General features: G+C 69.2%; 18 protein-coding genes and 1 pseudogene. 12 read left to right on the top strand and 7 right to left on the bottom strand.

From position 1 onward, the window contains the following. Positions 1 to 89: 89 nt before the first annotated feature. Positions 90 to 272 (bottom strand): annotated as a pseudogene (locus A2790_RS21255) (helix-turn-helix domain-containing protein); the annotation flags it as partial. A gap of 210 nt (positions 273 to 482) precedes the next feature. Between A2790_RS21255 and A2790_RS21250 the strand changes: the two are divergent. Beyond that, positions 483 to 1,121: a TetR/AcrR family transcriptional regulator gene (locus tag A2790_RS21250; protein ID WP_293396097.1), complete on the top strand. Its 639-nt coding sequence runs from the start codon at positions 483 to 485 to the stop codon at positions 1,119 to 1,121. Positions 1,122 to 1,281: 160 nt separating this feature from the next. Here A2790_RS21250 and A2790_RS21245 read toward each other — a convergent pair whose 3' ends face one another. From A2790_RS21245 to A2790_RS21235, 3 genes are all read right to left on the bottom strand, one after another. Next, positions 1,282 to 2,271, bottom strand: coding sequence for a D-2-hydroxyacid dehydrogenase (locus A2790_RS21245; RefSeq protein ID WP_293396094.1), 990 nt, complete (start codon positions 2,269 to 2,271; stop codon positions 1,282 to 1,284). 53 nt (positions 2,272 to 2,324) lie between these two features. Then, entirely contained in the window at positions 2,325 to 4,415 is a 2,091-nt protein-coding gene (locus A2790_RS21240; protein WP_293396091.1) for a redoxin family protein, read from the bottom strand. A gap of 163 nt (positions 4,416 to 4,578) precedes the next feature. Continuing rightward, positions 4,579 to 6,321: a DUF885 family protein gene (locus A2790_RS21235; RefSeq protein WP_293396088.1), complete on the bottom strand. Its 1,743-nt coding sequence runs from the start codon at positions 6,319 to 6,321 to the stop codon at positions 4,579 to 4,581. Positions 6,322 to 6,447: 126 nt separating this feature from the next. On the opposite strand from A2790_RS21235, the gene A2790_RS21230 reads away from it, so the two are divergent. After that, positions 6,448 to 7,833, top strand: a complete 1,386-nt coding sequence (locus tag A2790_RS21230) for an amino acid permease (RefSeq protein WP_293396086.1) — start codon at positions 6,448 to 6,450, stop codon at positions 7,831 to 7,833. A gap of 90 nt (positions 7,834 to 7,923) precedes the next feature. Next, positions 7,924 to 8,070 carry a hypothetical protein gene (locus A2790_RS21225; RefSeq protein ID WP_293396084.1) on the top strand — a complete coding sequence of 49 codons (147 nt, stop codon included), beginning with the start codon at positions 7,924 to 7,926 and terminating at the stop codon, positions 8,068 to 8,070. Positions 8,071 to 8,076: 6 nt separating this feature from the next. Here the strand turns inward: A2790_RS21225 and rfbD are convergent, their stop codons facing one another. Then, positions 8,077 to 8,964 carry a dTDP-4-dehydrorhamnose reductase gene (rfbD, locus tag A2790_RS21220; RefSeq protein ID WP_293396081.1) on the bottom strand — a complete coding sequence of 296 codons (888 nt, stop codon included), beginning with the start codon at positions 8,962 to 8,964 and terminating at the stop codon, positions 8,077 to 8,079. 101 nt (positions 8,965 to 9,065) lie between these two features. Here rfbD and A2790_RS21215 point away from each other — a divergent pair, with 101 nt between their 5' ends. Further along, positions 9,066 to 10,634 (top strand): MATE family efflux transporter, encoded by a 1,569-nt coding sequence (locus tag A2790_RS21215; RefSeq protein WP_293396078.1) that lies wholly within the window; start codon positions 9,066 to 9,068, stop codon positions 10,632 to 10,634. Here the strand turns inward: A2790_RS21215 and A2790_RS21210 are convergent. After that, entirely contained in the window at positions 10,591 to 11,817 is a 1,227-nt protein-coding gene (locus tag A2790_RS21210; RefSeq protein ID WP_293396075.1) for a serine hydrolase domain-containing protein, read from the bottom strand. The two genes, A2790_RS21215 and A2790_RS21210, sit on opposite strands and share 44 nt — an antisense overlap. Positions 11,818 to 11,952: 135 nt before the next feature. Here A2790_RS21210 and A2790_RS21205 point away from each other — a divergent pair, with 135 nt between their 5' ends. Continuing rightward, on the top strand, positions 11,953 to 12,639 hold the full coding sequence (locus tag A2790_RS21205) for a GNAT family N-acetyltransferase (protein ID WP_293396072.1): 687 nt from the start codon (positions 11,953 to 11,955) through the stop codon (positions 12,637 to 12,639). Between the two features lie 59 nt (positions 12,640 to 12,698). After that, positions 12,699 to 13,466: a crotonase/enoyl-CoA hydratase family protein gene (locus tag A2790_RS21200; RefSeq protein WP_293396069.1), complete on the top strand. Its 768-nt coding sequence runs from the start codon at positions 12,699 to 12,701 to the stop codon at positions 13,464 to 13,466. Positions 13,467 to 13,470: 4 nt separating this feature from the next. Here the strand turns inward: A2790_RS21200 and A2790_RS21195 are convergent, their stop codons facing one another. Further along, on the bottom strand, positions 13,471 to 13,968 hold the full coding sequence (locus A2790_RS21195) for a GNAT family N-acetyltransferase (RefSeq protein WP_293396066.1): 498 nt from the start codon (positions 13,966 to 13,968) through the stop codon (positions 13,471 to 13,473). Positions 13,969 to 14,038: 70 nt separating this feature from the next. On the opposite strand from A2790_RS21195, the gene A2790_RS21190 reads away from it, so the two are divergent. The 6 genes from A2790_RS21190 to A2790_RS21165 all read left to right on the top strand — a co-directional run bounded on the left by A2790_RS21190 (position 14,039) and on the right by A2790_RS21165 (position 21,777). Continuing rightward, positions 14,039 to 14,602 carry a PAS and helix-turn-helix domain-containing protein gene (locus A2790_RS21190; RefSeq protein WP_293396063.1) on the top strand — a complete coding sequence of 188 codons (564 nt, stop codon included), beginning with the start codon at positions 14,039 to 14,041 and terminating at the stop codon, positions 14,600 to 14,602. A gap of 78 nt (positions 14,603 to 14,680) precedes the next feature. Continuing rightward, on the top strand, positions 14,681 to 16,000 hold the full coding sequence (locus A2790_RS21185) for an acyl-CoA dehydrogenase family protein (RefSeq protein ID WP_293396061.1): 1,320 nt from the start codon (positions 14,681 to 14,683) through the stop codon (positions 15,998 to 16,000). Between the two features lie 145 nt (positions 16,001 to 16,145). Further along, positions 16,146 to 17,903 carry a class I adenylate-forming enzyme family protein gene (locus A2790_RS21180; protein WP_293396059.1) on the top strand — a complete coding sequence of 586 codons (1,758 nt, stop codon included), beginning with the start codon at positions 16,146 to 16,148 and terminating at the stop codon, positions 17,901 to 17,903. 201 nt (positions 17,904 to 18,104) lie between these two features. Continuing rightward, positions 18,105 to 18,680, top strand: coding sequence for an NADPH-dependent FMN reductase (locus A2790_RS21175; RefSeq protein ID WP_293396057.1), 576 nt, complete (start codon positions 18,105 to 18,107; stop codon positions 18,678 to 18,680). Then, a complete protein-coding gene (gene ribB, locus A2790_RS21170; protein ID WP_293396055.1) occupies positions 18,677 to 19,816 on the top strand; it encodes a 3,4-dihydroxy-2-butanone-4-phosphate synthase in 1,140 nt (379 codons plus the stop codon). The genes A2790_RS21175 and ribB overlap by 4 nt, the downstream gene beginning before the upstream one ends. Positions 19,817 to 19,980: 164 nt before the next feature. Then, positions 19,981 to 21,777 carry a M10 family metallopeptidase C-terminal domain-containing protein gene (locus A2790_RS21165; protein WP_293396053.1) on the top strand — a complete coding sequence of 599 codons (1,797 nt, stop codon included), beginning with the start codon at positions 19,981 to 19,983 and terminating at the stop codon, positions 21,775 to 21,777. Positions 21,778 to 21,789 lie beyond the last annotated feature (12 nt).

Here is a 21,789-nt window from a genome sequence, read left to right as displayed (position 1 = left end):
ATGCGCCGGTCGGTGCTCTGGGGCCTCGGCCGGTCGGGCTGCTGGCGAAACGCCTCGCTCTGCAGCCAGGCCCAGAAGGCGCCCAGTAGCGCTTCCTTGGTGGGGAAGTGGCGATAGACCGTGCGCTCGCCGACGCCAGCGTCGCGGGCGATTTCGGCGAAGTTCAGATCCTCGAGCGACCGGCTTTCGAGCTGATCGCCTACGGCGCGCAGGATCTGTTCGCGGGTCTCCTCACGCTGGCGGTCCCGAAGGTTCGGCAGGGGGGGTTTCATGACAGCCGCACTGTCATGGGTTCGAGCGGGAAGTCAACGCATGCCGCCGTTACCCCACAATGCAGCAATGTCGACGACCCGGCGCCCAATCGGCGAACATTGCGCGTCCAATGCGCGCTATGGCCACGTATGATCTGGCACGCGCGGCCCCCATATGGCTAGAGGTCTGGCGAGTGCAGGCCCTGGGGGGGCCGCTGCGAGTTGGGTCCGATGGACGCCTCTACCTATCCAGCGAAGGCGACGCCGAAGTCGCTGCGCACGCGCGCCCGCATCCTGGATGCCGCGATGCGGCTGTTCGCCGAGATCGGCTATCACGCGGCGACCAATGCGGTGATCGCCGATGCGGCGATGCTGACCCGCGGCGCCATGCTCTATCACTTCGCGACCCGCGAGGAGCTGATCGAGGCGGCGGTGGCCCACATCGAGCTGCACCGCGCCCGCCTGTTCGAACAGGCGGCCTCGACCCCGCCGGCGCCGGGCGTCGACGCCTCCGAGCACGCCATCGACGTCTACTGGGCCCTGCTGCGCGAAACGCCGTTCGTGGCCTTCGCCGAGCTGGAAGCCGCGGCGCGCACCGACCCGATGCTGAGCGAACGCCTGGCCTCGGCCCGCAGCGCCTTCGACCACGCCCAGCTGGGCGGCGACCGCATCGGGGCGATGATGCAGGCCGGGGCCGATCCACGCTTCCAGACCAGCCGGGACCTGGGCCGCTTCCTGCTGGAGGGCATGGCCAAGGGCTCGATGACCTACGACCAGGCCGCGCGGCAGGAACGTCTGCTGACCGTGATCAAACGCGCCGTCCGCATGCTGAACCGCAAGGGCGACCAGCAGGACCTCTGGACGGACTAAAGCGCTCCTCCCCTGCGAAGCGGGGGAGGTGTCAGCGAAGCTGACGGAAAGGGCGCAAGGACGCCAGCGCGGAGCTTGGGGCCGAGCGCCCCCTCCGTCTCGCCGCGGGACGCGTCGATCCACCTCCCCCGTCGTCTTCGCGACAGGGGAGGAGCGATACTCACCCCGCCAGGACGTCCTTCGGATCCGCGACGTTGCGGAGCGGTTCGCCGCGGACGAAGCGGCCGAGGTTGTCGAGGAAGAGGGCGTCGTTGCGTAGGGCGTTGCCCGAACTCATGCCCGACGAGTGGGGGGTCAGCGTCACGCGCGGATGGTCCCAGAAGCGGCTCTCGACAGGCAACGGCTCGGTCTCGAAGACGTCGAGGACAGCATGCTCGGGGACGCCCCGGTCCAGGGCCGCCAGCAGCGCAGGCTCGTCGACCAGCCCGCCGCGGCCCACGTTCACGAAGATCGCGCCGGACTTCATGGCGCCGAAGAACGCCGCGTCGGCTATGTGGCGCGTCTCGGCGGTCAGCGGGCAGGCGAGGACCACGACGTCGGCGGCCGGCAGGAGGCCTGGGAGGTCGCCCTGGGCCGCGATGCGGTCGGCCGAGGGGTCGGCGGCGGGGTTGCGGCGCACGCCGGTGATGTGTGCGCCGAAGGCCCGGGCGCGGTCGGCCACGCCCTTCCCGATGGCGCCGAAGCCCACGATCGTCCAGTTCGATCCGGCGACCTCGCGGAACGGTTCGCGCTTCCATTCATGGGCGGCCTGGGCGGCGCGCCGCTGGGCCCCGCCCTGGAGGGCGTCGAGTACGCCCCACATCACGTAGTCCGCCATGCCCACCGCCTGGCCGTGGCTGGTGGTCAGCGTCGCGCCCTTCTGGACGATCTGGCCAAAGACCGGATTGTCGAACCCCGCCGCCCCGCTCTGCACCCATTTCAGGCCCGGCGACTTCAGCATGGCGACCATGAAGGCCCGGGCCACGGGGCTGAAGAAGACGTCGGCATTGGTCCAGGCCGCGTCCGCGTCGACGCTCTCGGCGTCCAGCACGGCGCCGTTCGACGTCACCTCGCCCGAGGTCGTCACGAGCAGCGGCTCGACGGCAGGGCCGAGCTCGGCGATCTGCGCCTCGATGCGGCGGAAGGAAGGTTCGTAGATCAGCAGGCGCATCGGTCTCTCCCAGGCCCCGGTCTTAGCCGGGGAGAGACCGTGTGCGCTACCGGTTAGCGGCCGCCCCCGGCCTTGGGCGGGGCGGCGGGCGCCGGCGCGGCCGGAGCCTGCTGGGCCTGCTCGCGACGGCGGCCGCCCATCATCTTCAGCGCGGCCATCAGCTCGCCGTTCTCGATGCCGCCCGACTTGTTCTGGTCGATCTGGGCGAAGTAGGGCGTCAGACGGTCGCCGAGCTGGCCCTTGAGCTCCGCCTTCTGGATCGTGCCGTCGATGTTCTCGTCCAGCATGCCCAAGAGGCGGGTCTGGTCCATCAGCTCGTCATAGTTGGTGAGCTTGGAGGAGGTCTCGTCCAGCCAGCGGTAGCGGACCGCGGTGTAGAACATCTCCTCCCACGACTGGTCGCCCCAGACGATGGTCTTGGTCGCGTCGGGGTTGGCCGGGTTCTGCTTGGAGTTGTCGTACCAGTAGTTGGCGATCAGCTTCGAGCCCGCCGGCACCTTCAGCGGCTCGGCGAACGTGTACTCCCGCTGCCAGTTGAAGTCGTACCGCGGCATGGCCAGCAGCCGCTTCTTCGAACCGTCCGGATACTGGATCCAGAGGTCGGAGGCGTAGCCCCGGTAGTGGGCGTGCGGGAAGGCCGAGTACAGCAGCGCATCCTTCGGGAAGTCGATGTAGGCCGTCTCCTTGTGGCGGCTGGCGCCCGGCGGGATGACGATGGTGTTGTCCACCACCACCGAGTTGCGCATCACGAGGTCGGGCTTCTCGCCGTCCTTGTAGAAATAGAGCCCGATCTTGGAGGCGTCGGTCACCTCCTTGCCGAACGGCGTGTAGTGCGCCTGGAAGCCGATGGCGCCGCCGGGCGGCAGGTAGCTGCCGACGTTGGTCGGCCACAGGGTGCTCTCGGCGCCCACCGCATAGCCGCCCATGGAGGCGCCCCAGCGGCTTTCGTTGCCCTTGCCGTCGGCCGGCACCTCCTTGAGGTAGCCCGACAGGAAGTGGTGCACCGCCTGGCGCTGGTTGACGACATAGGTCGAGGCCTTGACCCACTTGCCCTCGGTCAGCGGGTTCACGACGATCGGGCGCTGGTAGTCGACCACGCCCGAGGCGGGGATCTTGTAGGTCGGCAGCTCCAGGACCAGGTCCGGCTTGCCGAGCGGCCATTCCGCCACCACCCGCTTCTTGGCGGCGACCGCCAACGGGTCGGTCGTGCCGTCGCGGGGCGCGCCCTGCTCGACCCAGTGGACCACCGTCTTGATCTCAGCGGGCGTCAGGCTCTTGTCGTCGGCGAACTTGCTGACGTGCGGGTCCACGTTCCACGGCGGCATGCGGTCGGTGCGCAGCACCTCGCGGATCATGGGCGAGAAGCCCTTGACCATCTCGTAGCTCGACATGGCGAATGGGCCGATGCCGCCCTCGGTGTGGCAGGCGGCGCACTTCTTCTCGAGGATCGGGGCGACCTCCTTGACGTAGGAGATCGTCGCCACCTTGCGGTTCGGGAAGTCGATCAGGCAGCCCACGCTCTGCTTGCTGGCGGCCATGGCCTGGCGGCCGGCGAGGGTGGCGTCGATGGCGTCGGCGGCCCAGGTGTGCTGAGCCACCGCCTTCTGGGTTCCGTAGTCGAGCCGGTCGTCGAGCGGGCCGCGGTAGGTGATCTTCCAGGTCTTGGGGTCGATGACGAAAACCTCGGCGGTCCGGGTCACGCCCAGCTGCTCGCCGACCAGCTGGTTGGCGTCCTTCAGGATCGGGATGTCGAAGCCGTACTCGGCCTTCTCCTTGGCGATCGCCTCCATGCTGTCCTGGATGGCGGAGTTCACCATCAGGAACTGCACGCCCTGGCTCTCGTACTTGGCCTTCAGGGCCTTCAGCGCCGGCGCCAGGTTGCGCACGATCGGGCAGCCGTTGGCGTGGCTGATGAGCACGATCGCCTTGGCGTCGGTGCGATAGAGCTCGTGACCCATGTACTCGGTGTCGGCGAGCATGAAGTTGTCGACGGTGGTGGGGGTGGCCGAGCTGGCGACCGCGGCGGACGTGGGCGACCCTGCCGACAGGGCGTTCGGCGCCTGGCCGTCGGCCGCGCAGCCGAACACCAGGCCGCTGGCGGCGACCGTCGTCGCCAACGCGGAAATACGCGTCTTGGTCGTCATAATGCTCCTCCCCATGGATCCGGCGGAGGTCGTGTCGCCCCGTCCGCGCCCAGGCCCTTAAAATTGTCTGTTACGCCAAATCATACCCAAGCATCGACGCGTTGCATCATTATTTCTGATCAATGTTCAGATGGGTTCCGGCGAGGTGTTTGGAGCCTTCCCCCTACCGTCCGCCGGCGGTGATCCAGGCGTCGACGCGGGCCTCCAGCAGGTCCATCGGCAGGGGCCCGGCGAGCAGGACGGCGTCGTGGAAGCGGCGGATGTCGAAGCGCTCGCCCAGCCTGGCCTTGGCGCGGGCGCGAAGCTCCAGGAACTTGAGCTCGCCGATCTTGTAGCCCAGGGCCTGGCCGGGCCAGGAGATGTAGCGGTCGACCTCGACGGTGATGTTGAGCGGGGCGAGCGCCGTGTTCTCCAGGAAGCACGCCTCGGCCTGCTCACGGGTCCAGCCCTTCCAGTGGATGCCGGTGTCGGCCACCAGGCGGCAGGCGCGCCACATCTCGTAGCTGAGCTGGCCGAACCGCTCGTAGGCGTCGCGATAGATGCCCATTTCGCCGGCCACCTTCTCGGAATAGAGGCCCCAGCCTTCGACGAAAGCGGTTACGCCGCCCTCGCGCCGGAACATCGGCACGTCCTTCAGCTCCTGGGCCAGGGCGATCTGCAGGTGGTGGCCGGGGACGGCCTCGTGGGCGGTGAGCGCCGGCAGCTCGTAGAGCGGCCGCTGGTCGAGGGCGAAGGTGTTGACCATGTAGCCTCCGGCCACGCCCTGCTCGGGGCTGCCCTGGAAGTAGCGGCCGGTGGTGTAGGCGGCCTCGATCTCGGGCGGCACGGGGCGGACGCCGTAGGTCAGGCGCGGCAGGGTCCCATACCAACCGGGCAGCTGGTCATCGATCCGCTTGGCGATCTCGGAAGCCTTCTCCAGCAGGTCTTGGCGCGAGGTGGCGTAGAACTTCGGGTCCTTGCGCAGCATGGCGATGAAGGCAGGCAGGTCGCCGGCGAAACCGGCCTCCTTCATGGTCACCAGCATCTGGGCGCGGATGCGCGCAACCTCGCGCTCGCCCAGGGCGTAGACCTCGTCGGGCGACAGACCGGTGGTCGTGAAGTCCTTCACCGCGAATCGATAGAAGGCTTCGCCGCCGGGCGCGGTGCGCACGCCAAGGCCCTTGCGGGCGGCCGGGGCGTACTCGCGCTCCATGAAGGCGGCGAAGTCGCGCTGCGCCGGGCGGATGCGCTCGCGGACCACGGCCGTGGCCCGGGCGCGCAGGGCGACCTGCTGCTCGGCCGGGATGCCGTCGGGCAACTTGCGGAAGGGGCGCAGCAGCGGGTCGGTATCGAGCGGCGCGACGGCCGCCGCCTTGGCGCGGGCCAGGATGATGTCGACGGTGGGCTTCGGCTGGGTGAAGCCGGTACGGATGCCGCGGCGGGCGTTCTCGATGTTGTCGCGGTAGTAGCCGGGCAGGGCTTCCAGCCGGGCGATCCAGGCTTCCGCGTCGGCAGCGGATCGCATCGGCGTGGTGGCGGCCACATAGTTCAGCGTGTCCTCGAAACCGCCGTCGGACGAGACGGGCATGCGCGCCGTGTCGTGCTCGATCTGGCCGACCCGGCTGCCCAGTTCCCAGGCCATGTAGCCGCGGCTGGCGGCGGCGTTGTCCGAGAGGCCGGCCTCGGGCACGGTGGCGAGGCGAGCCTGGAAGGCCTTCAGCGCCTTCAGGCGCCGGGCATCGGCCGCGGGCGTCACGTCCGGCAGCTTCGAGAGGGCGGCCCGGTCGCCCTGGCGGCCGGCGGTGATGGGGTCTTCCGAGAGCAGCCAGGCGTCGTAGTCGGCCGCCAGTTTGGTCATCGCCGCATCGTCGGCCAGCGCCGGGCCGGCGAGCAGCAGCAACATCAAGGCCAGGATCACTCGACGCATGAGACACGCTCTCCCCAAAGAGCGGCCAAGCTGGCGCACGTCGGCCCCGGCGCCAAGGGTTTCGGGGCAAGGCTTGGCAGTTCGGTGCGGCTCAGGGCAAATGTCGGCCCACAAGAGGGGGCGCCCATGAGTTTCATCACCCGCCGGAAGCCGATCGAACAGGCGCATGCCGAGCGTCACCTGAAGCCCACCCTGGGGTGGCCGCACCTGATGGCCCTGGGCATCGGCGCGATCATCGGCACCGGCATCTACACCCTCACCGGCGTGGCGGCGGGCCTGGCCGGCCCGGCAGTCATCCTCTCGTTTGCGGTGGCGGGCGCCGTCTGCGCCTGCGCGGCGCTGTGCTACGCCGAGATGGCCAGCCTGACCCCCCAGGCCGGCAGCGCCTACACCTATTCCTACGTCACCCTGGGCGAGGGCCTCGCGTGGGTCATCGGCTGGAGCCTGATCCTCGAATACACCCTGGTCTGCAGCGCCGTGTCGGTGGGCTGGTCGGGCTATGCGTCCGGCCTGATCCGCCAGGCGGGCTGGGGCGTACCCGAAGCCATCCTCGCCGGAGGCGTCGTGGACCTGCCGGCCATCTTCATCGCCCTCGCGGTCACCGGCATGCTGCTGGTCGGCACGCGCGAGAGCGCCACGGTCAACTTCATCCTGGTCTGCGTGAAGCTGGTGGCCCTGGCGGCCTTCGTGGCCTTCACCCTGCCGGCCTTCGACGCCGCCAACTTCCAGCCCTTCGCGCCCTTCGGCTTCGGGGCCCACGACATCGACGGCACCAAGTTCGGGGTGATGGGCGCGGCGGCGATCATCTTCTTCGCCTTCTACGGCTTCGATGCGATCTCGACGGCGGCCGAGGAGGCCAAGAACCCCAAGCGCGACCTGACCATCGGCATCGTGGGTTCGATGGCGGTCTGCACGCTGATCTACATGGTGGTGGCGGCCGTGGCCTTGGGCGCGGTGCCGTTCGGCCTGTTCTCCAAGAGTCCCGAGCCCCTGGCCTTCGTGCTGAAGGAACTGGGCAAGCCGGGCGCGGCGGCGATCATCGCCGGGGCAGCGGTGGTGGCGATGCCGACGGTGATCATGGTCTTCATGTTCGGCCAGAGCCGGGTGTTTTTCGCCATGGCCCGCGACGGCCTGCTGCCCCGCCGGCTGGCGGCGGTCGGTCCCCGCGGCGTGCCCACGGCGGTGACGATCCTGACGGGCGTGATCGCGGCCATCATTTCGGGGTTCATGCCCCTGGACGAGATCGCCTCGCTGGCCAACGCCGGCACCTTGGCCGCCTTCATCGCCACGGCCTTCGCGGTGATGGTGCTGCGCCGCCGTTCGCCCGAACTGGAGCGGCCGTTCCGCACCCCGCTGGTCTGGGTGATCGGCCCGGCGGCCGTGCTGGGGTGCCTGTACCTGTTCACCAGCCTCACGGTGAAGACCATCGCGTTCTTCTTCATCTGGAACGCCATCGGGGTCGTGGCCTACCTGCTCTACGGCCGGGCAAAGAGCCGGCTCGCCGAGGCGTGAGCGCCGCCCCACCGCAGGGCCTCCTCAGAATGGGCGCCCTGCGGCCGCGGGCCGCTTGAACCCGCCGAAAGATTGCGGCACGGACCGTGCATGTATCTGACGCGGAACCTCGCCCTGCTCGCGCTGACGCTGGCGGTCCTGGCGATCATTACGTTGGCGGCGCCCAGTCCTGGCGGGGCGCGCGCGAAGGGCCCGTCCGGGTCGGCGGCCCTCGCCGCCGCACCCGCCGCGCCGTGAGAGTGGTCAGGGGTTCGGCCTGATCTCCGCGACCACCTCGGCCAGAGCCTCCTGCCACGGGCGGGGCTTCACGCCGTAGACGCGTTCGAGCTTGCCCAGATCCATGGTGGCGCGCAGGGGCCGCTGGGCCGGGGTCTTGTAGTCGGCGGTCTTCTGAGCCCCCACCTCAGGCGCCTGCTCACCCAGCGCCTGGGCGAAGATCTCGACCGCGAAGTCGCGCCAGGTGACCTCGCCGTCGTTGGCGAAGTGGACCGTCCCGAACATCGGATCTTCGGCCTTGGCCTGGGAGAGCCGCGCAGCCTGGGACAGGATGAACCCGGCCAGGTCGGCGGCCGAGGTCGGCCGGCCCGACTGGTCGTCGACGACCTTGAGCGGCGTGCCGGCGGCCGCGACCCGCAGCATGGTCTTCACGAAGTTCTTGCCGTGCGGCGAGATCACCCACGAGGTGCGGATGTTGAGCGACCGGCGGCAGGCCGCGGCCACCGCCGTCTCGCCCTCCAGCTTGGTGGCGCCATAGGTGTTCAGCGGATTGGTGGGCGCATCCTCGGCGTAGGGCGCGCCGCCGGCGCCGTCGAACACATAGTCGGTTGAGACATTGATCACGGCCGCGCCGACCGCATCGGCCGCCGCGGCGATAGCGCCCGGAGACCCCGCGTTCACGGCCCGCGCCAGGTCCGGCTCGCTCTCGGCCTGGTCCACGGCGGTGTAGGCCGCAGCGATGATCACCAGGTCCGGACGCGCCTCCATCACCTTGCGGGCGCAGGCCGCAGGGTCGGCAAAATCGGCGTCCGCCCGGCCGAGCGCCGCCAGCGCCACGTCGTGGGCGGGCGCCTGGCGCAGGAGCTCGGTGGCGAGCTGGCCGGTGGTTCCGAATTGCAGGATCTGGACGGTCATGCGCCTTCCATAGCGCGAAACCCATGACCCTCAAGCGGCGCCATGCGGACGGCCGCGCTTGAACCCGACCCGGCGCGCCCCGTAGAAGCGGTATGGAGCGCGTGCGTTTTCAGGGGGCGGCTGTGGCTGGGGGTGCGACAGCGGCGCGGGGACCAGGTGGTCCGCCGGGCCGGAAAGTACCGGACCTCACCACCGGGCCCATCGGCCGGACGCTGATCCTGTTCGCCCTGCCGGTGCTGGCGACCAACATCCTCCAGTCGCTGAACGGCTCGGCCAACGCCATCTGGGTCAGCCACGTGCTGGGCGAGGCGGCCCTGACCGCCACCTCCAACGCCAACCAGATCATGTTCCTGATGCTGGGCGCCGTCTTCGGCCTGTCGATGGCCTCGAACATCATGATCGGCCACGCCATGGGCGCCCGCGACATGACGGCGGCCAAGAAGGTGATCGGCACCTCGACGGCCTTCTTCATCGTGGTGTCGCTGAGCGTGGGCCTGCTGGGCGCGCTGCTGACGCCGCATATCCTGACCTGGATGGGCACGCCCGAGGAGGCGAAGCGCGACGCCGTCGCCTACCTGCGGGTCATCTTCTCGGCCATGCCGTTCATGTACTTCTTCTCGTACGTGATGATGGCCCAGCGCGGCACGGGCGACAGCCGCACGCCATTCTATTTCTCGCTGCTGGCGGTGGGCATGGACGTGGTGCTGAACCCGCTGCTGATCACCGGCTACGGCCCGTTCCCGAAGCTCGGTATCGCCGGGTCGGCCTACGCGACCCTGGTCTCCCAGACGATCACGCTCGTGGCGATGATCGTCCACCTCTACCGCAAGGGCTCGATCCTGGTGCTGCGGCCGGGCGAGTTCCACCTGTTGCTGCCGGACCTCTCCATCATCCGCGGACTGGTGCTCAAGGGCCTGCCCATGGGCTTCCAGATGATGGTGACCAGCCTGGCGGCCGTCACCATGATGAGCCTCGTCAACCGGCACGGGGTGCACACCTCCGCAGCCTATGGGGCGGCGAGCCAGCTCTGGACCTATGTGCAGATGCCCGCCATGGCCCTGGGCGCGGCGGTCTCGTCCATGGCCGCCCAGAACGTCGGCGCGGGCAAGATGGACCGCGTGGAGCAGGTGGCGCGCTCGGGCGTGCTCTACGCCCTGGTGTTCACGGGCCTTCCCGTGGTGGCGATCTACTTCGCGGACCCCTGGGTGTTGCAGGCCTTCCTGCCGGGAACCAGCCCCTCGCTCCCCATCGCGGTGCACATCAATTCCATCGTGCTCTGGGGCTTCATCCCCTTCGGCCTGGCCTTCATCTTCTCCGGCGTCGTCCGCGCCACCGGAGCGGTCTGGCCGCCCCTGCTGGCGATGATCATCGCGCTGTGGGGCGTGCGGGTGCCACTGGCCAACATCCTCGAGCCGTACCTGGGCGCCAACGCCATCTGGATCAGTTTCCCGATCGGCAGCTTCACGACCCTGTTGCTGGCCTGGGCCTACTACGTCTGGGGCGGCTGGCGGACATCGCGCATGCTGCCCACGACCCCGCCGGTCACCGACGAGCCCGACACCGGCTTCGGCCAGCCGATGATCGAGGAGGCGGAAGTCCTGGCCGAAGCCGCGGAACGGGCGGAGCCTAGCCGTTCGTCTCCATCAGCGCCGAATAGACCAGGGTCCTGAGTTCGCGCCGGATGGGATAGGTGGACGACGGCAGGAGCTGGGTCATGAAGACCGCGGTGACGTCCTCCATCGGGTCGACCCAGAACGCCGTGGACGCCGCGCCGCCCCAGTAGAACTCGCCCAGGCTGCACGGGATCAGGGTCTGCGGCGGGTCGAACACCACCGCAAAGCCCAGGCCGAAGCCGACGCCGGCGTTGGTGCTCTCCGAGAACAGCGAGCGGGACATCTCGGTCAGGTCCGAGCCGCCGGGCAGGTGGTTGGACGCCATCAGATCGACGGTCTTGGGCGCCAGGATGCGGGCGCCGTCTAGCTCGCCGCGGTTCAGCAGCATGCCCGCGAACCGCATGTAATCCGCCGCCGTGCTCACCAGGCCGCCGCCGCCGGACAGCAGGGCGGGCGGGGCGAGATAGGGGCTCGTCTGTGGATCGTCCTGCAGCTTCATCTTGCCGCCGAGGACGGCGTCGTAGCAGGCGGCGAACCGGCCGCGCTGGTCGTCGCGGACGTGGAAGCCGGTGTCGACCATTTTCAGCGGCTCGAAGATTCGCTCCTGGAACACCTGGTCCAGCGGCTTGCCGGCGATCTTCTGCACCAGATAGCCGCAGACGTCGGTGGCGACGGAGTAGTTCCACGCCTCCCCGGGCGAGAACTCGAGCGGCAGGCGCGCGAGCATGTCGATCATCGCCTCGAGGTCGTGCTCGCCGTGCATCGCCTCCAGCTTGAGCTTCCTGTAGGCGGCGTCGACGTTGGTGCGGTTCTGAAAGCCGTAGGTCAGGCCGGAGGTATGCCGCAGCAGGTCGACTACCTGCATAGGCCGCCCGGGCGGGGTGGTGGCGAACACCGGGTTCACTCCTGCTGAGAAGACGCCCAGGTCCTTCCACTCCGGAATGTGCCGCGAGACCGGATCGTCGAGGGCGATCAGGCCCTCCTCGACCAGGCTCATCAAGGCGACCGATGTCACCGGCTTGGTCATGGAATAGATGCGGTAGACGGTGTCTTCGCCCAGCTTCACTCCGCGCTCGGGGTCCTGCATCCCGAGCACCGTCTGGTGGACGACCTCGCCGCCGCGCGCCAGCAGGAACTGGGCGTGGGGCATGCGGCCGGGGCCGACGTACTTCTCATCAAGGAAGCGGTCGATCCGCTCCAGGCGCGTCTTCGAGAACCCCAGTCGTTCGGCCTTGCTCATCGTCGCTTCCCTGCGTCTTTCGGCCATTTGCCCCTGCGCCCCGTCCGGCTGCAAGCCATAGCCGGGAAGCGCGGTCCGCAAGGTGGCGCTTGGGTGGGCGGCGGTCTATCCCGGCGCGCAGTACAGGAGGTGGCTGTGGGACGGGACGAGCTTCTGGATCGACCGATCTGGCACGCATTCACGACGCGGCAGGCGGCGCTCGCCGAGCAGGCCGAAGGGGCCCTGCGCCTGCGCGGCGAGTATGGGATCTTTGCCTCAGCCGCGGATACGGCGCCGGACAGCCTCGCCGCGCTTGCGGCCCTGGTCCCGGCCGAGGGCGAACTGGCGGTGATTCAAGCCGAGGACCATCCGCCCATCCCGGGCGTAGTCATGACGCCCCAGCCGGGGATCTGCCAGATGGTGGCGGGCGAGCTCCGCCCCCTGCCGCCGCCAGACTTCGAGGTGGTCGACCTGGACGACGGCGATGCGCCCGAGATGCTGGAGCTGGCCACGCTCACGCGGCCTGGGCCATTTTTCTCGCGCACGCACCAACTGGGCGACTTCGTCGGCGTCAAGGCCGGTGGGCGCCTGATCGCCATGGCCGGCGAGCGCATGCGATTGCCGGGCCTGACCGAGGTGAGCGCCGTCTGCACGCATCCGGACCACCGCGGCAAAGGCTATGCGGCGGCGCTGATGGGGATCGTGGCGGGCCGCATCGCGACGCGCGGGGAGACCCCCTTCCTGCACGTGTACGGGCACAACACCGGCGCGATCGCGCTCTACGAGCACCTGGGCTATCGGACGCGCCGGCAGATGCGCATGTGGCTTCTCTCCCGCGCCTGACGGCTTGCCTTCCCCGTGGGTCGGGGGCGCAGGGTGGCGGCCAAAGCAGGAGACCGCCCATGGCCAACGTCAGCCTCGAACGGGACGGCCGCATCGCCGTCGTCACCATCGAGCGCCCCGAGCGCCGCAACGCGGTGGACGGCGCCACGGCGCGCGAGCTCTACGACGCCTTCAAGGCCTTCGACGCCGACGACGGCCTGGACGTAGCGGTGCTCACCGGCCGCGGCGGCTTCTTCTGCGCCGGGGCCGACCTCAAGGCGATCAGCGAAGGCGCCGGCAATCCCGTCAAGGAGACCGGGGATTTCGGACCCATGGGCTGCACGCGCCTGGCCTTGGGCAAGCCGGTGATCGCGGCGGTGGAGGGACCGGCCGTCGCGGGCGGGCTGGAGGTGGCCTGCTGGGCGGACCTGCGCGTGGCCGCCGAGGGCGCGACCTTCGGCGTCTTCTGTCGCCGGTTCGGCGTGCCCTTGATCGACCTGGGCACCGTGCGGCTGCCGCGGCTGATCGGCCATTCGCGGGCCATGGACCTGATCCTCACCGGCCGGGCCGTGGACGCGCACGAGGCGCTGGCCATGGGCCTGGCCAATCGTGTGGCCCCGCAGGGGCAGGCGCTGAGCGCGGCCGTCGACCTCGCCAGGCAGATCAGCGCCTTCCCGCAGCTTTGCATGCGCAACGACCGCCTCTCGGCGCTCAAGCAGTGGTCGCTCGACTGGGACGAGGCCCAGGCCTTCGAGGTGAAGGTCGGCATGGAGACCCTGCGCACGGGCTCCGCGGTCGAGGGCGCAACCCGGTTCGCCGCTGGTCAGGGACGGGGCGGCGCGTTCTGACGCGTCACAGCGTCTGGAACAGCACCAGGGCGTCGACATATCCCTCCGTGGGATGGGCGAAGGCGCCGGGCAGGCGACCGACGACCGTGAAGCCCATGGACTGCCACAGCTTCACCGCTCGGACGTTGGTGCTGACCACGAAGTTGAACTGCATGGCGCGGAAGCCCCGGGACCTGGCATGGTCCAGCGAGTGTGCGCACATGGCCCGGGCCACCCCGCGGCCGGCCGCCTCGGCGGCGGTCATGTATCCGCAGTTGCAGACGTGGGCCCCGCCGCCGGCCTGGTTGGCCCGGATGTAGTAGGTCCCCAGGATCTGACCGTCGGCTTCCGCCACGAACGTCTCACGGCCCGCGCCAAGCCAGTAGGCCAGCGCCGCCGCCTCCGGAAGGTCGCGGTCCAGCGCGTAGGTCTCGCCGGCCCGTATCGTCGGCCCGATGATGCGCCAGATGGCCTCGGCGTCGGATGGCGCCGCGGGGCGGATGTGCAGATCTGGGATCGTCATGGCCGGCGACGCTACGGAGCCGCGACACCTAAGGCTATAGGTGTCGGACGCTTACGTATTCGGACGCGGGATGCCAGAGCCGCAGGTCGATCACATCCAGGTTTTCCAGTTGGCCCCGGTCGGCCTCGCCGTCGGTCGGGCGCGCCGGATCGCCGACTGCAACATCGCCTTCTGCGAGATGTTTCGCGGTCCGCGCAAGGCCCTGGTCGGTGAGGGGTTTGCGGGCCTCTATCCCGACGAGCGCCACTATCATGGCGCGGGCCAGCGCGCCGAACGGACCCTTCTCGCGGGCAAGGTCTTCGCCAGCGACCGGGTGATGCGCCGCCTCGACGGGGAGCTCTTCTGGGTCCACGTCCGCGGCCGGGCCCTACGTCCGGGCGCTGCGCATGACGACACGCTCTGGGTGTTCACCGAACTGTCCGGTGTGCTGGCCGCCCGCAATGCGCCCGCCACTGCCCTGACTGCGCGTGAGCGCGACGTGGCGGCGCTGTTCGTCGACGGCAGGACCGCCAAGGAGGCCGCCCTGGCTCTCGGGATCAGCCCGCGCACGGTGGACATCTACCGCTCGCGCCTGCTGCGAAAGTTCGGCGTCTCCAACACGGGCGATCTCGTCCGCCGCCTGCTCCTGGGCTGAGCCAACTGGTCTTGCGCTCGCCTTCGAGAGGAGTAGCATACCAATAATACGAAAAATTGCCGTGACGGAAGGCGCCCTATGGCCTGGGATTTCGAGACCGATCCTGAGTTTCAGAAGAAGCTGGACTGGATCGAGGACTTCATGCGCGAGGAGGTCGAGCCGCTCTCGCACCTCGGCATGGCGGTCTATTCCAGCCTGGGCCGCGAGAAGTTCATCAAGCCGCTGCAGCAGAAGGTGAAGGACCAGGGCCTCTGGGCCTGCCACCTGGGCCCCGAGCTGGGGGGCCAGGGCTTCGGGCAGCTCAAGCTGGCGCTGATGAACGAGAAGCTGGGCCGCAGCAGCCTGGCGCCCAGCGTGTTCGGCTGCCAGGCGCCCGACAGCGGCAACGCCGAGATCATCGCCCACTACGGCACCGACAAGCAGAAGGAACAGTACCTCTGGCCCCTGCTGAACGGCGAGATCCGCTCGGCCTTCTCCATGAGCGAGCCCACCGGCGGCTCGGACCCGCTGACCTTCACCACCCGCGCCGTGCTGGAGGGGGATGAGTGGGTGATCAATGGCGAGAAGTGGTTCTCGACCAACGCCAAGTACGCCAAGGTCCTGGTGCTCTATGCGATCACCGATCCCGACGCGAAGGACCCCTACCGGCGCACCTCGATCTTCCTGGTGCCCACCGACACGCCCGGGGTGGAGATCGTGCGCAACGTGGCCGTGGGCGCCGGCGGCGAGGTGGGCGGCGGCAACGAAGCCTACGTCCGCTACACGAACGTGCGCCTGCCCTACGACGCCCTGCTGGGCGACCGGGGCGCGGCCTTCGTCATCGCCCAGGTGCGCCTAGGCGGCGGCCGGGTCCACCACGCGATGCGTACGGTGGGCGCCTGCCGCCACGCCCTGGACCTGATGTGCCAGCGAGCGGTCTCCCGCACCACCCGCGAGGGCCGGCTCTCGGACCTGCAGATGGTTCAGGACCAGATCGCCGAAAGCTGGATCGCGGTGGAGAGCTTCCGCCTCCTGGTGCTGCGCACCGCCTGGCTGATCGACAAGCACAAGGACTACCAGAAGGTCCGCAAGGACATCGCCGCCATCAAGGTGGCGATGCCCAAGGTCTATCACGACGTCGCCGCCAAGGCCGCGCACCTGCACGGCGCCCTGGGTGTCTCCAACGAGATGCCGTTCATGCGGATGGTCACCTCCGCCCTGGTCATGGGCATCGCCGATGGCCCGACCGAGGTCCACAAGGTCACCTTGGCCAAGCAGATCCTCAAGGACTACCAGCCGGACAACGACCTCTTCCCCAGCTACCACATCCCCAAGCTGCAGGAGGAAGCGAGGAAGCGGTTCGGCAAGGAGCTGGCCGAGATCCGCGACCACTACGCCGCGCGGCGGGAGAAGGTCTGACCGCCCAACCTCTCGATTGTTTCGCCGCCGAAGTCCGCCAGAGACATGGGCGCCCGTTGCGGTGCTTAGACGGGACGGGTTCAATGAGACAACGTCGCCAGGGCCTGTAGGCTGACGCAAGGTCCGGCGGGTAGGGAAGCGCCTGATGACCGACTCTTCAAAAACCTGGCCCGTAATGTCCGTCGCAGAGGCGCATGCGAAGCTGACCGCGCCCGGCGCTCCGTTCGAAATCGAGGAGAAGGTGATCCGGGGCGTGCCGACGCGCACCTGGAAGAACGCCCCGCCCACCCTGCGCGACGTGTTCGTGAACGGCCGCCGGTTCGCCGAGCGGGAGTTCCTGGTCTACGAGGACGACCGCGCCACCTTCGACAGCTTCGCCCGCGCCACCCTGACCCTGGCGCATCGCCTGCAGGCTGATGGCGTGAAGAAGGGCGACCGGGTCGCGGTCATCATGCGCAACCTGCCGGAATGGGCGGTCTGCTTCTGGGCCGGCCAGCTGGTGGGCGCGATCGTCACGCCGCTGAACGCCTGGTGGACCGGGGCGGAGCTGGAGTACGGCCTGGCCGATTCCGGAACCAAGATCGCCTTCGTGGACGACGAGCGGCTCGACCGGATCGTCGAGTTCCTGGACAAGCTGCCGGACCTTGAGAAGGTCTATGTCACCCGCCACGCCGCCGCGAGCCTGCCGCCTAAGACCGAGAGGCTGGAGGACGTCATCGGCGTCGTGAACGCCTGGGGCGAGCTGGCCGAGCTGCCGATGCCCGACGTGCCGCTGGGGCCGGAGGACGACGCCACCATCCTCTACACCTCCGGCACCACGGGCCGCCCGAAAGGAGCGCTCGGCACGCACCGGAACATGACGTCCAACATCGGCGCCGGCGGCATTTCGGCGGCGCGCAACTTCCTGCGGGCCGGCGAGCCGTTGCCCGAGCTGGACGCGACCAAGCTGCCGCAGCGGGTGACCCTTTTGGTGGTGCCCATGTTCCATGCCACCGGCCTGTCGGCGACCGTCGGCCCGACGCTGAACTCGGGCGGCAAGATCGTGCTGATGCGCCGCTGGGACGCCGAGCCCGCCATGAAGCTGATCGAGCGGGAGAAGGTCAGCTCCACCGGCGGCGTGCCGACCATCGCCTGGCAGCTGATCGAGCATCCGGCGCGGGCGAAGTACGACCTGTCGTCGCTGATGGCCGTCACCTATGGCGGCGCGCCGTCCGCGCCCGAACTGGTGCGCAAGATCGCCGAGGTGTTCCCGGGCTCCCAGCCCGGCAACGGCTGGGGCATGACCGAGACCACCGCCACCTTCACCAGCCACATGGGCATGGACTACCTCAACCGCCCCGACAGCGCCGGCCCCGCCGCGCCGGTGGGCGAGATGCAGGTTCGCGATCCCGCCGACGGCAAGACGGTTCTGCCGCCGGGCTCGGTGGGCGAGCTGTGGGTCAAGGGCCCCCAGGTGGTGAAGCTCTACTGGAACAAGCCCGACGCCACGGCCGAGACCTTCCAGGACGGCTGGCTGCGCACCGGCGACCTGGCGCGGGTCGACGACGAGGGCTTCCTGTTCATCATCGACCGGGCCAAGGACATGCTGATCCGCGGCGGCGAGAACATCTACTGCGTCGAGGTCGAGAACGTCCTCTACGACCACCCGGACGTGATGGACGCCGCCCTGGTGGGCATCCCGCACAAGACCCTGGGCGAGGAACCGGCCGCGGTGGTGCATCTCAAGCCCGGCGGCGCGGCCACGGAGACCGAGTTGCGCCAGTTCGTCCGCGAGCGGCTGGCGGCGTTCAAGGTGCCGGTGAAGATCGCCTTCTGGCCCGAGACCCTGCCCCGCAATGCCAATGGCAAGATCCTGAAGACGGAGCTGAAGAAGGTCTTCGCCGAGGAAAGCGCGGCGGCCTGATGGGCCTCCTCTCCCCCGCGCAGCGAGAGGGAGAGGGTAGGGAGAGGGCTGGCGTCGACATTTCGCCCGGCATAGAGGTCTAGCGATGATCAATCTTGCCGACGCGGGACCCTGGCTGGACCGGGAGCTTGAGCTGGGCGGCCTGCGCCGACCCTCTCGCTCCCCTCTCCCTCTCCGCTTCGCGGGGGGAGAGGAGCGCGTATGAGCAAACGCCCCCTCATCGTCGGTATCGGCGGCACCATCCGCGAGGGGTCGTCCAGCGAGCGGGCGTTGTTGTGCGCCTTGAAGGCCGCCGAGGCGCGTGGGGCGGAGACGCGCCTGCTGGGCGGCGCGTTCCTGGGGACCCTGCCGATCTTCGACCCACGCCCGTCCGACACCACGGCCGCCCAGTTGGAGCTGGCCGAGGCCGTTCGCGCCGCCGACGGGGTGATCGTCGCCAGCCCCGGCTATCACGGCTCGATCTCGGGGGTGATCAAGAACGCCCTCGACACCCTGGAACTCACGCGCAACGACCCGCAGCCCTACCTGTCGCAAAAGCCGGTGGGGACCATCATCACCGCCGACGGCTGGCAGGCCGCGGGCACCACCTTGATGGCGCTGCGGGCGATCATACATGCCCTCCGGGGCTGGCCGACGCCGTTCGGCGCGGCCCTCAACGCGGGCGCCGCCCTCTTCGACGAGGCCGGCGACTGCATGGATCAGAAGGACGCCTGGCAGCTCGCGACCGTCGCCGAACAGGTCGTGCAGTTCGCCCAGATGAAGGCTGCAATCCGATGAAACGCCCTTACCTCGTTCCGCCGTCCGGAGAGTCCGACAACGTGTCTGGCGCCATCAGCCCGATCGAGGACATCATCGAGGACGCCCGCAACGGGCGGCCGTACATCCTGGTCGACGCCGAGGACCGCGAGAACGAGGGTGACGTGATCATCCCGGCCCAGTTCGCCACGCCGGACCAGATCAACTTCATGGCCAAGCACGCCCGCGGCCTGATCTGCCTGTCGATCACCGCCGAGCGGGCGCGCCAGTTGCGCCTGCCGCCCATGGCCACGGACAACCAGTCCGGCCACGGCACCGCCTTCACCGTCTCCATCGAGGCGCGCGAAGGTGTGACCACGGGCATCTCGGCGCACGACCGGGCCCACACCATCGCCGTGGCGGTCGATCCGACCAAGGGCGTGGACGACGTGGTCTCGCCCGGCCACGTCTTCCCTCTGGTGGCCAAGGACGGCGGCGTCCTGGTCCGCGCCGGCCACACCGAGGCGGCGGTCGACATCAGCCGCATGGCCGGCCTGAACCCCGCCGGGGTCATCTGCGAGATCATGAAGGACGACGGGTCGATGGCCCGGCTGCCCGACCTGGTGGCCTTCGCCCAGCTGCACGGCCTGAAGATCGGCACCATCGCCGACCTGATCGCCTACCGTCGTCGCACCGAACGCCAGGTGGAGCGCGTGCTGGAGGCGCCGTTCGACAGCGCCTACGGCGGCCGCTTCCGCATGATCATCTACCGCAACTCCATCGATCAGACCGAGCACGTGGTGCTGACCCGGGGCCGGATCGAGCCGGACAAGCCCACCCTGGTGCGTATGCACCGCGTGGACCTCGCCACCGACATGCTGGGCGCCGTCGAGGCGCGCCGCGACTACGTGCCCAAGGCGCTGAACGCCCTGTCGGCGTACGAGGGCGCCGCGGTGGCGGTGTTCATCCGCGACTCCAATCCGCACTGGCTCAGCGAGCGTTACGGCCAGCCGCAGGCCGACCATGCGGGGAATATCATCCGCGACTACGGCATCGGGGCGCAGATCCTGCTGGACCTCGGCGTCCGCGACATGACCCTGCTGACCTCGTCCCAGACCGTCCTGCCGGCCTCGGCGGGCTATGGCCTCAGGATCGTCGGCCGCCAGCCCCTGGACTAGCGGCGCCTAGCCGATCTGCGGAAACTGCGGCACGCTGGTCCGAAGCCGCCGGGCGCCGCGCCGCGTACACTCTATGCGCGCAAACGCCGCGCGAGGTCCGCATTGTGCGGATTTACCTATTCCCTTAAGCAAATGAAGGGGATGGGTCTGGATAGAGTGCGAGTATGCCCACGGACGCTTCCCTCCTTTCCGCCGACGACCCGTCGCTGCAAAGCCGGCCGTTCGCCGCCGCGGATGGCGCAACCTGCAGCTGTCCGCTGTGCACGGGGCTGGCGGTCGTGGCCGAGTCTGACGTCGCGGACGGCCTGTCCTACCTGAACGCCGACGCGCGTGCAGGCGCCGTGGTGAACGGCAAGGAGAGCTACACTATCGACCGGGCGGGCCTGCAGCTCACCGGGTTCGATCCGGTGACCATGGCGCCGGCACCCGGCTGGGGCGGGGTCGCCGGCCGCGCCTTCACCGTGACGTACGCTTTCCGCTCAAGCGAGCCTGTCACCATGCCCAGCGACACCGCGGGCTTCCAGCGCTTCAACGCCCAGCAGATCTACCAGGCCGAGCAGGCCATGCAGGCGTGGGCCGACGTGGCCAACATCCGGTTCGTACGGGTGGGGATCGGGAGCGCGGGCGAGGCGGCCTATTCCAACGACGCCGCGATCCTGTTCGGCAACTACAGCTCGGGCGAGAGCGGCTCGGCGGCGTTCGCCAACTATCCGGGCAGCACCAGCGCCAGCAGCGCCGCCGGCGACGTCTGGATCAACATCAACGCGGGCACCAACAGCCTACCCAGCATGGGCAACTACGGCGCCCAGGTCCTGATCCACGAGATCGGCCACGCCATCGGCCTGGCCCATCCGGGCGACTACAACGCCGGCGATGACGGTGGGCCGATCACCTACGCCAGTTCGGCCGAGTACTATGAGGACACCCGTCAGTACACGGTGATGAGCTACTTCTCGGAGGCCAACACCGGCGCCAGCTACGGCGGCCGCTACGCCGCCGCGCCGCAGCTCGACGACATCCGCGGCGCCCAGATCGAGTACGGCGCCAACATGAGCACCCGGACGGGTGACACCGTCTATGGCTTCAACGCCAACGCCGGCCGCGACTGGTTCGTGGCGACCAACAGCTCCAGCCGGGTGATCTTCGCGGTCTGGGACGCGGGCGGCCGCGACACCTTCGACTTCTCGGGCTACTCGCAGAACCAGCTCATCGAGCTGCGCGAGGGCTTCTTCTCGAACGTCGGCGGCCTCGTCGGAAATGTGGCGGTGGCCCAGGGCGCGCAGATCGAGAACGCCATCGGCGGGTTCGGCAACGACACCATCACCGGCAACGCTCTGGCCAACAGCCTGGTCGGCGGCGCCGGGTTCGACAGCATTTTCGCGGGCGCCGGCGCCGACACCATCGATGGCGGGGCGGGGACCAGCTACCTGCGGGGCGAGGACGGAAACGACTCCATCGTCGGCGGCTCGGTGTTCGACGACATCCACGGCAACGTCGGCAACGACACCGGCCGCGGCGGCGCGGGTGACGACTACGTCGTGGGGGGCAAGGACAGCGACCTGCTGTTCGGGGACGACGGCGCCGACCTCGTCTACGGCAACCTCGGCGCGGACACGGGCGACGGCGGGTCGGGCAACGACATCGTGCGCGGCGGCCAGGAGAACGACTCCATCTCCGGCGGCGAGGGCGACGACTTCATGTCGGGCGACAAGGGCTCGGACACGGTGTCGGGTGGCGCGGGCGCCGACATCTTCCACATCTCGTCCGACGCGGGCATCGACCGGATCCTGGACTTCAGCCTGGCGGAAGGCGACCGCGTGCACCTGGATCCCGGCGCCACCTATACCGTGGCCCAGGTGGGGGCCGACACGGTCGTGACCCTGGCCTCGTCCAGCGACCAGATCATCCTGGTTGGCGTGCAGGCGAGCACGTTGACGCCGGGCTGGATCTTCGGGGCCTGATCTAGAATCTCG

The sequence above is a fragment of the Phenylobacterium sp. RIFCSPHIGHO2_01_FULL_69_31 genome, from assembly GCF_001824475.1.
Classification (GTDB): Bacteria; Pseudomonadota; Alphaproteobacteria; order Caulobacterales; family Caulobacteraceae; genus Phenylobacterium.
This window is presented reverse-complemented; position numbering and strand designations above follow the sequence as displayed.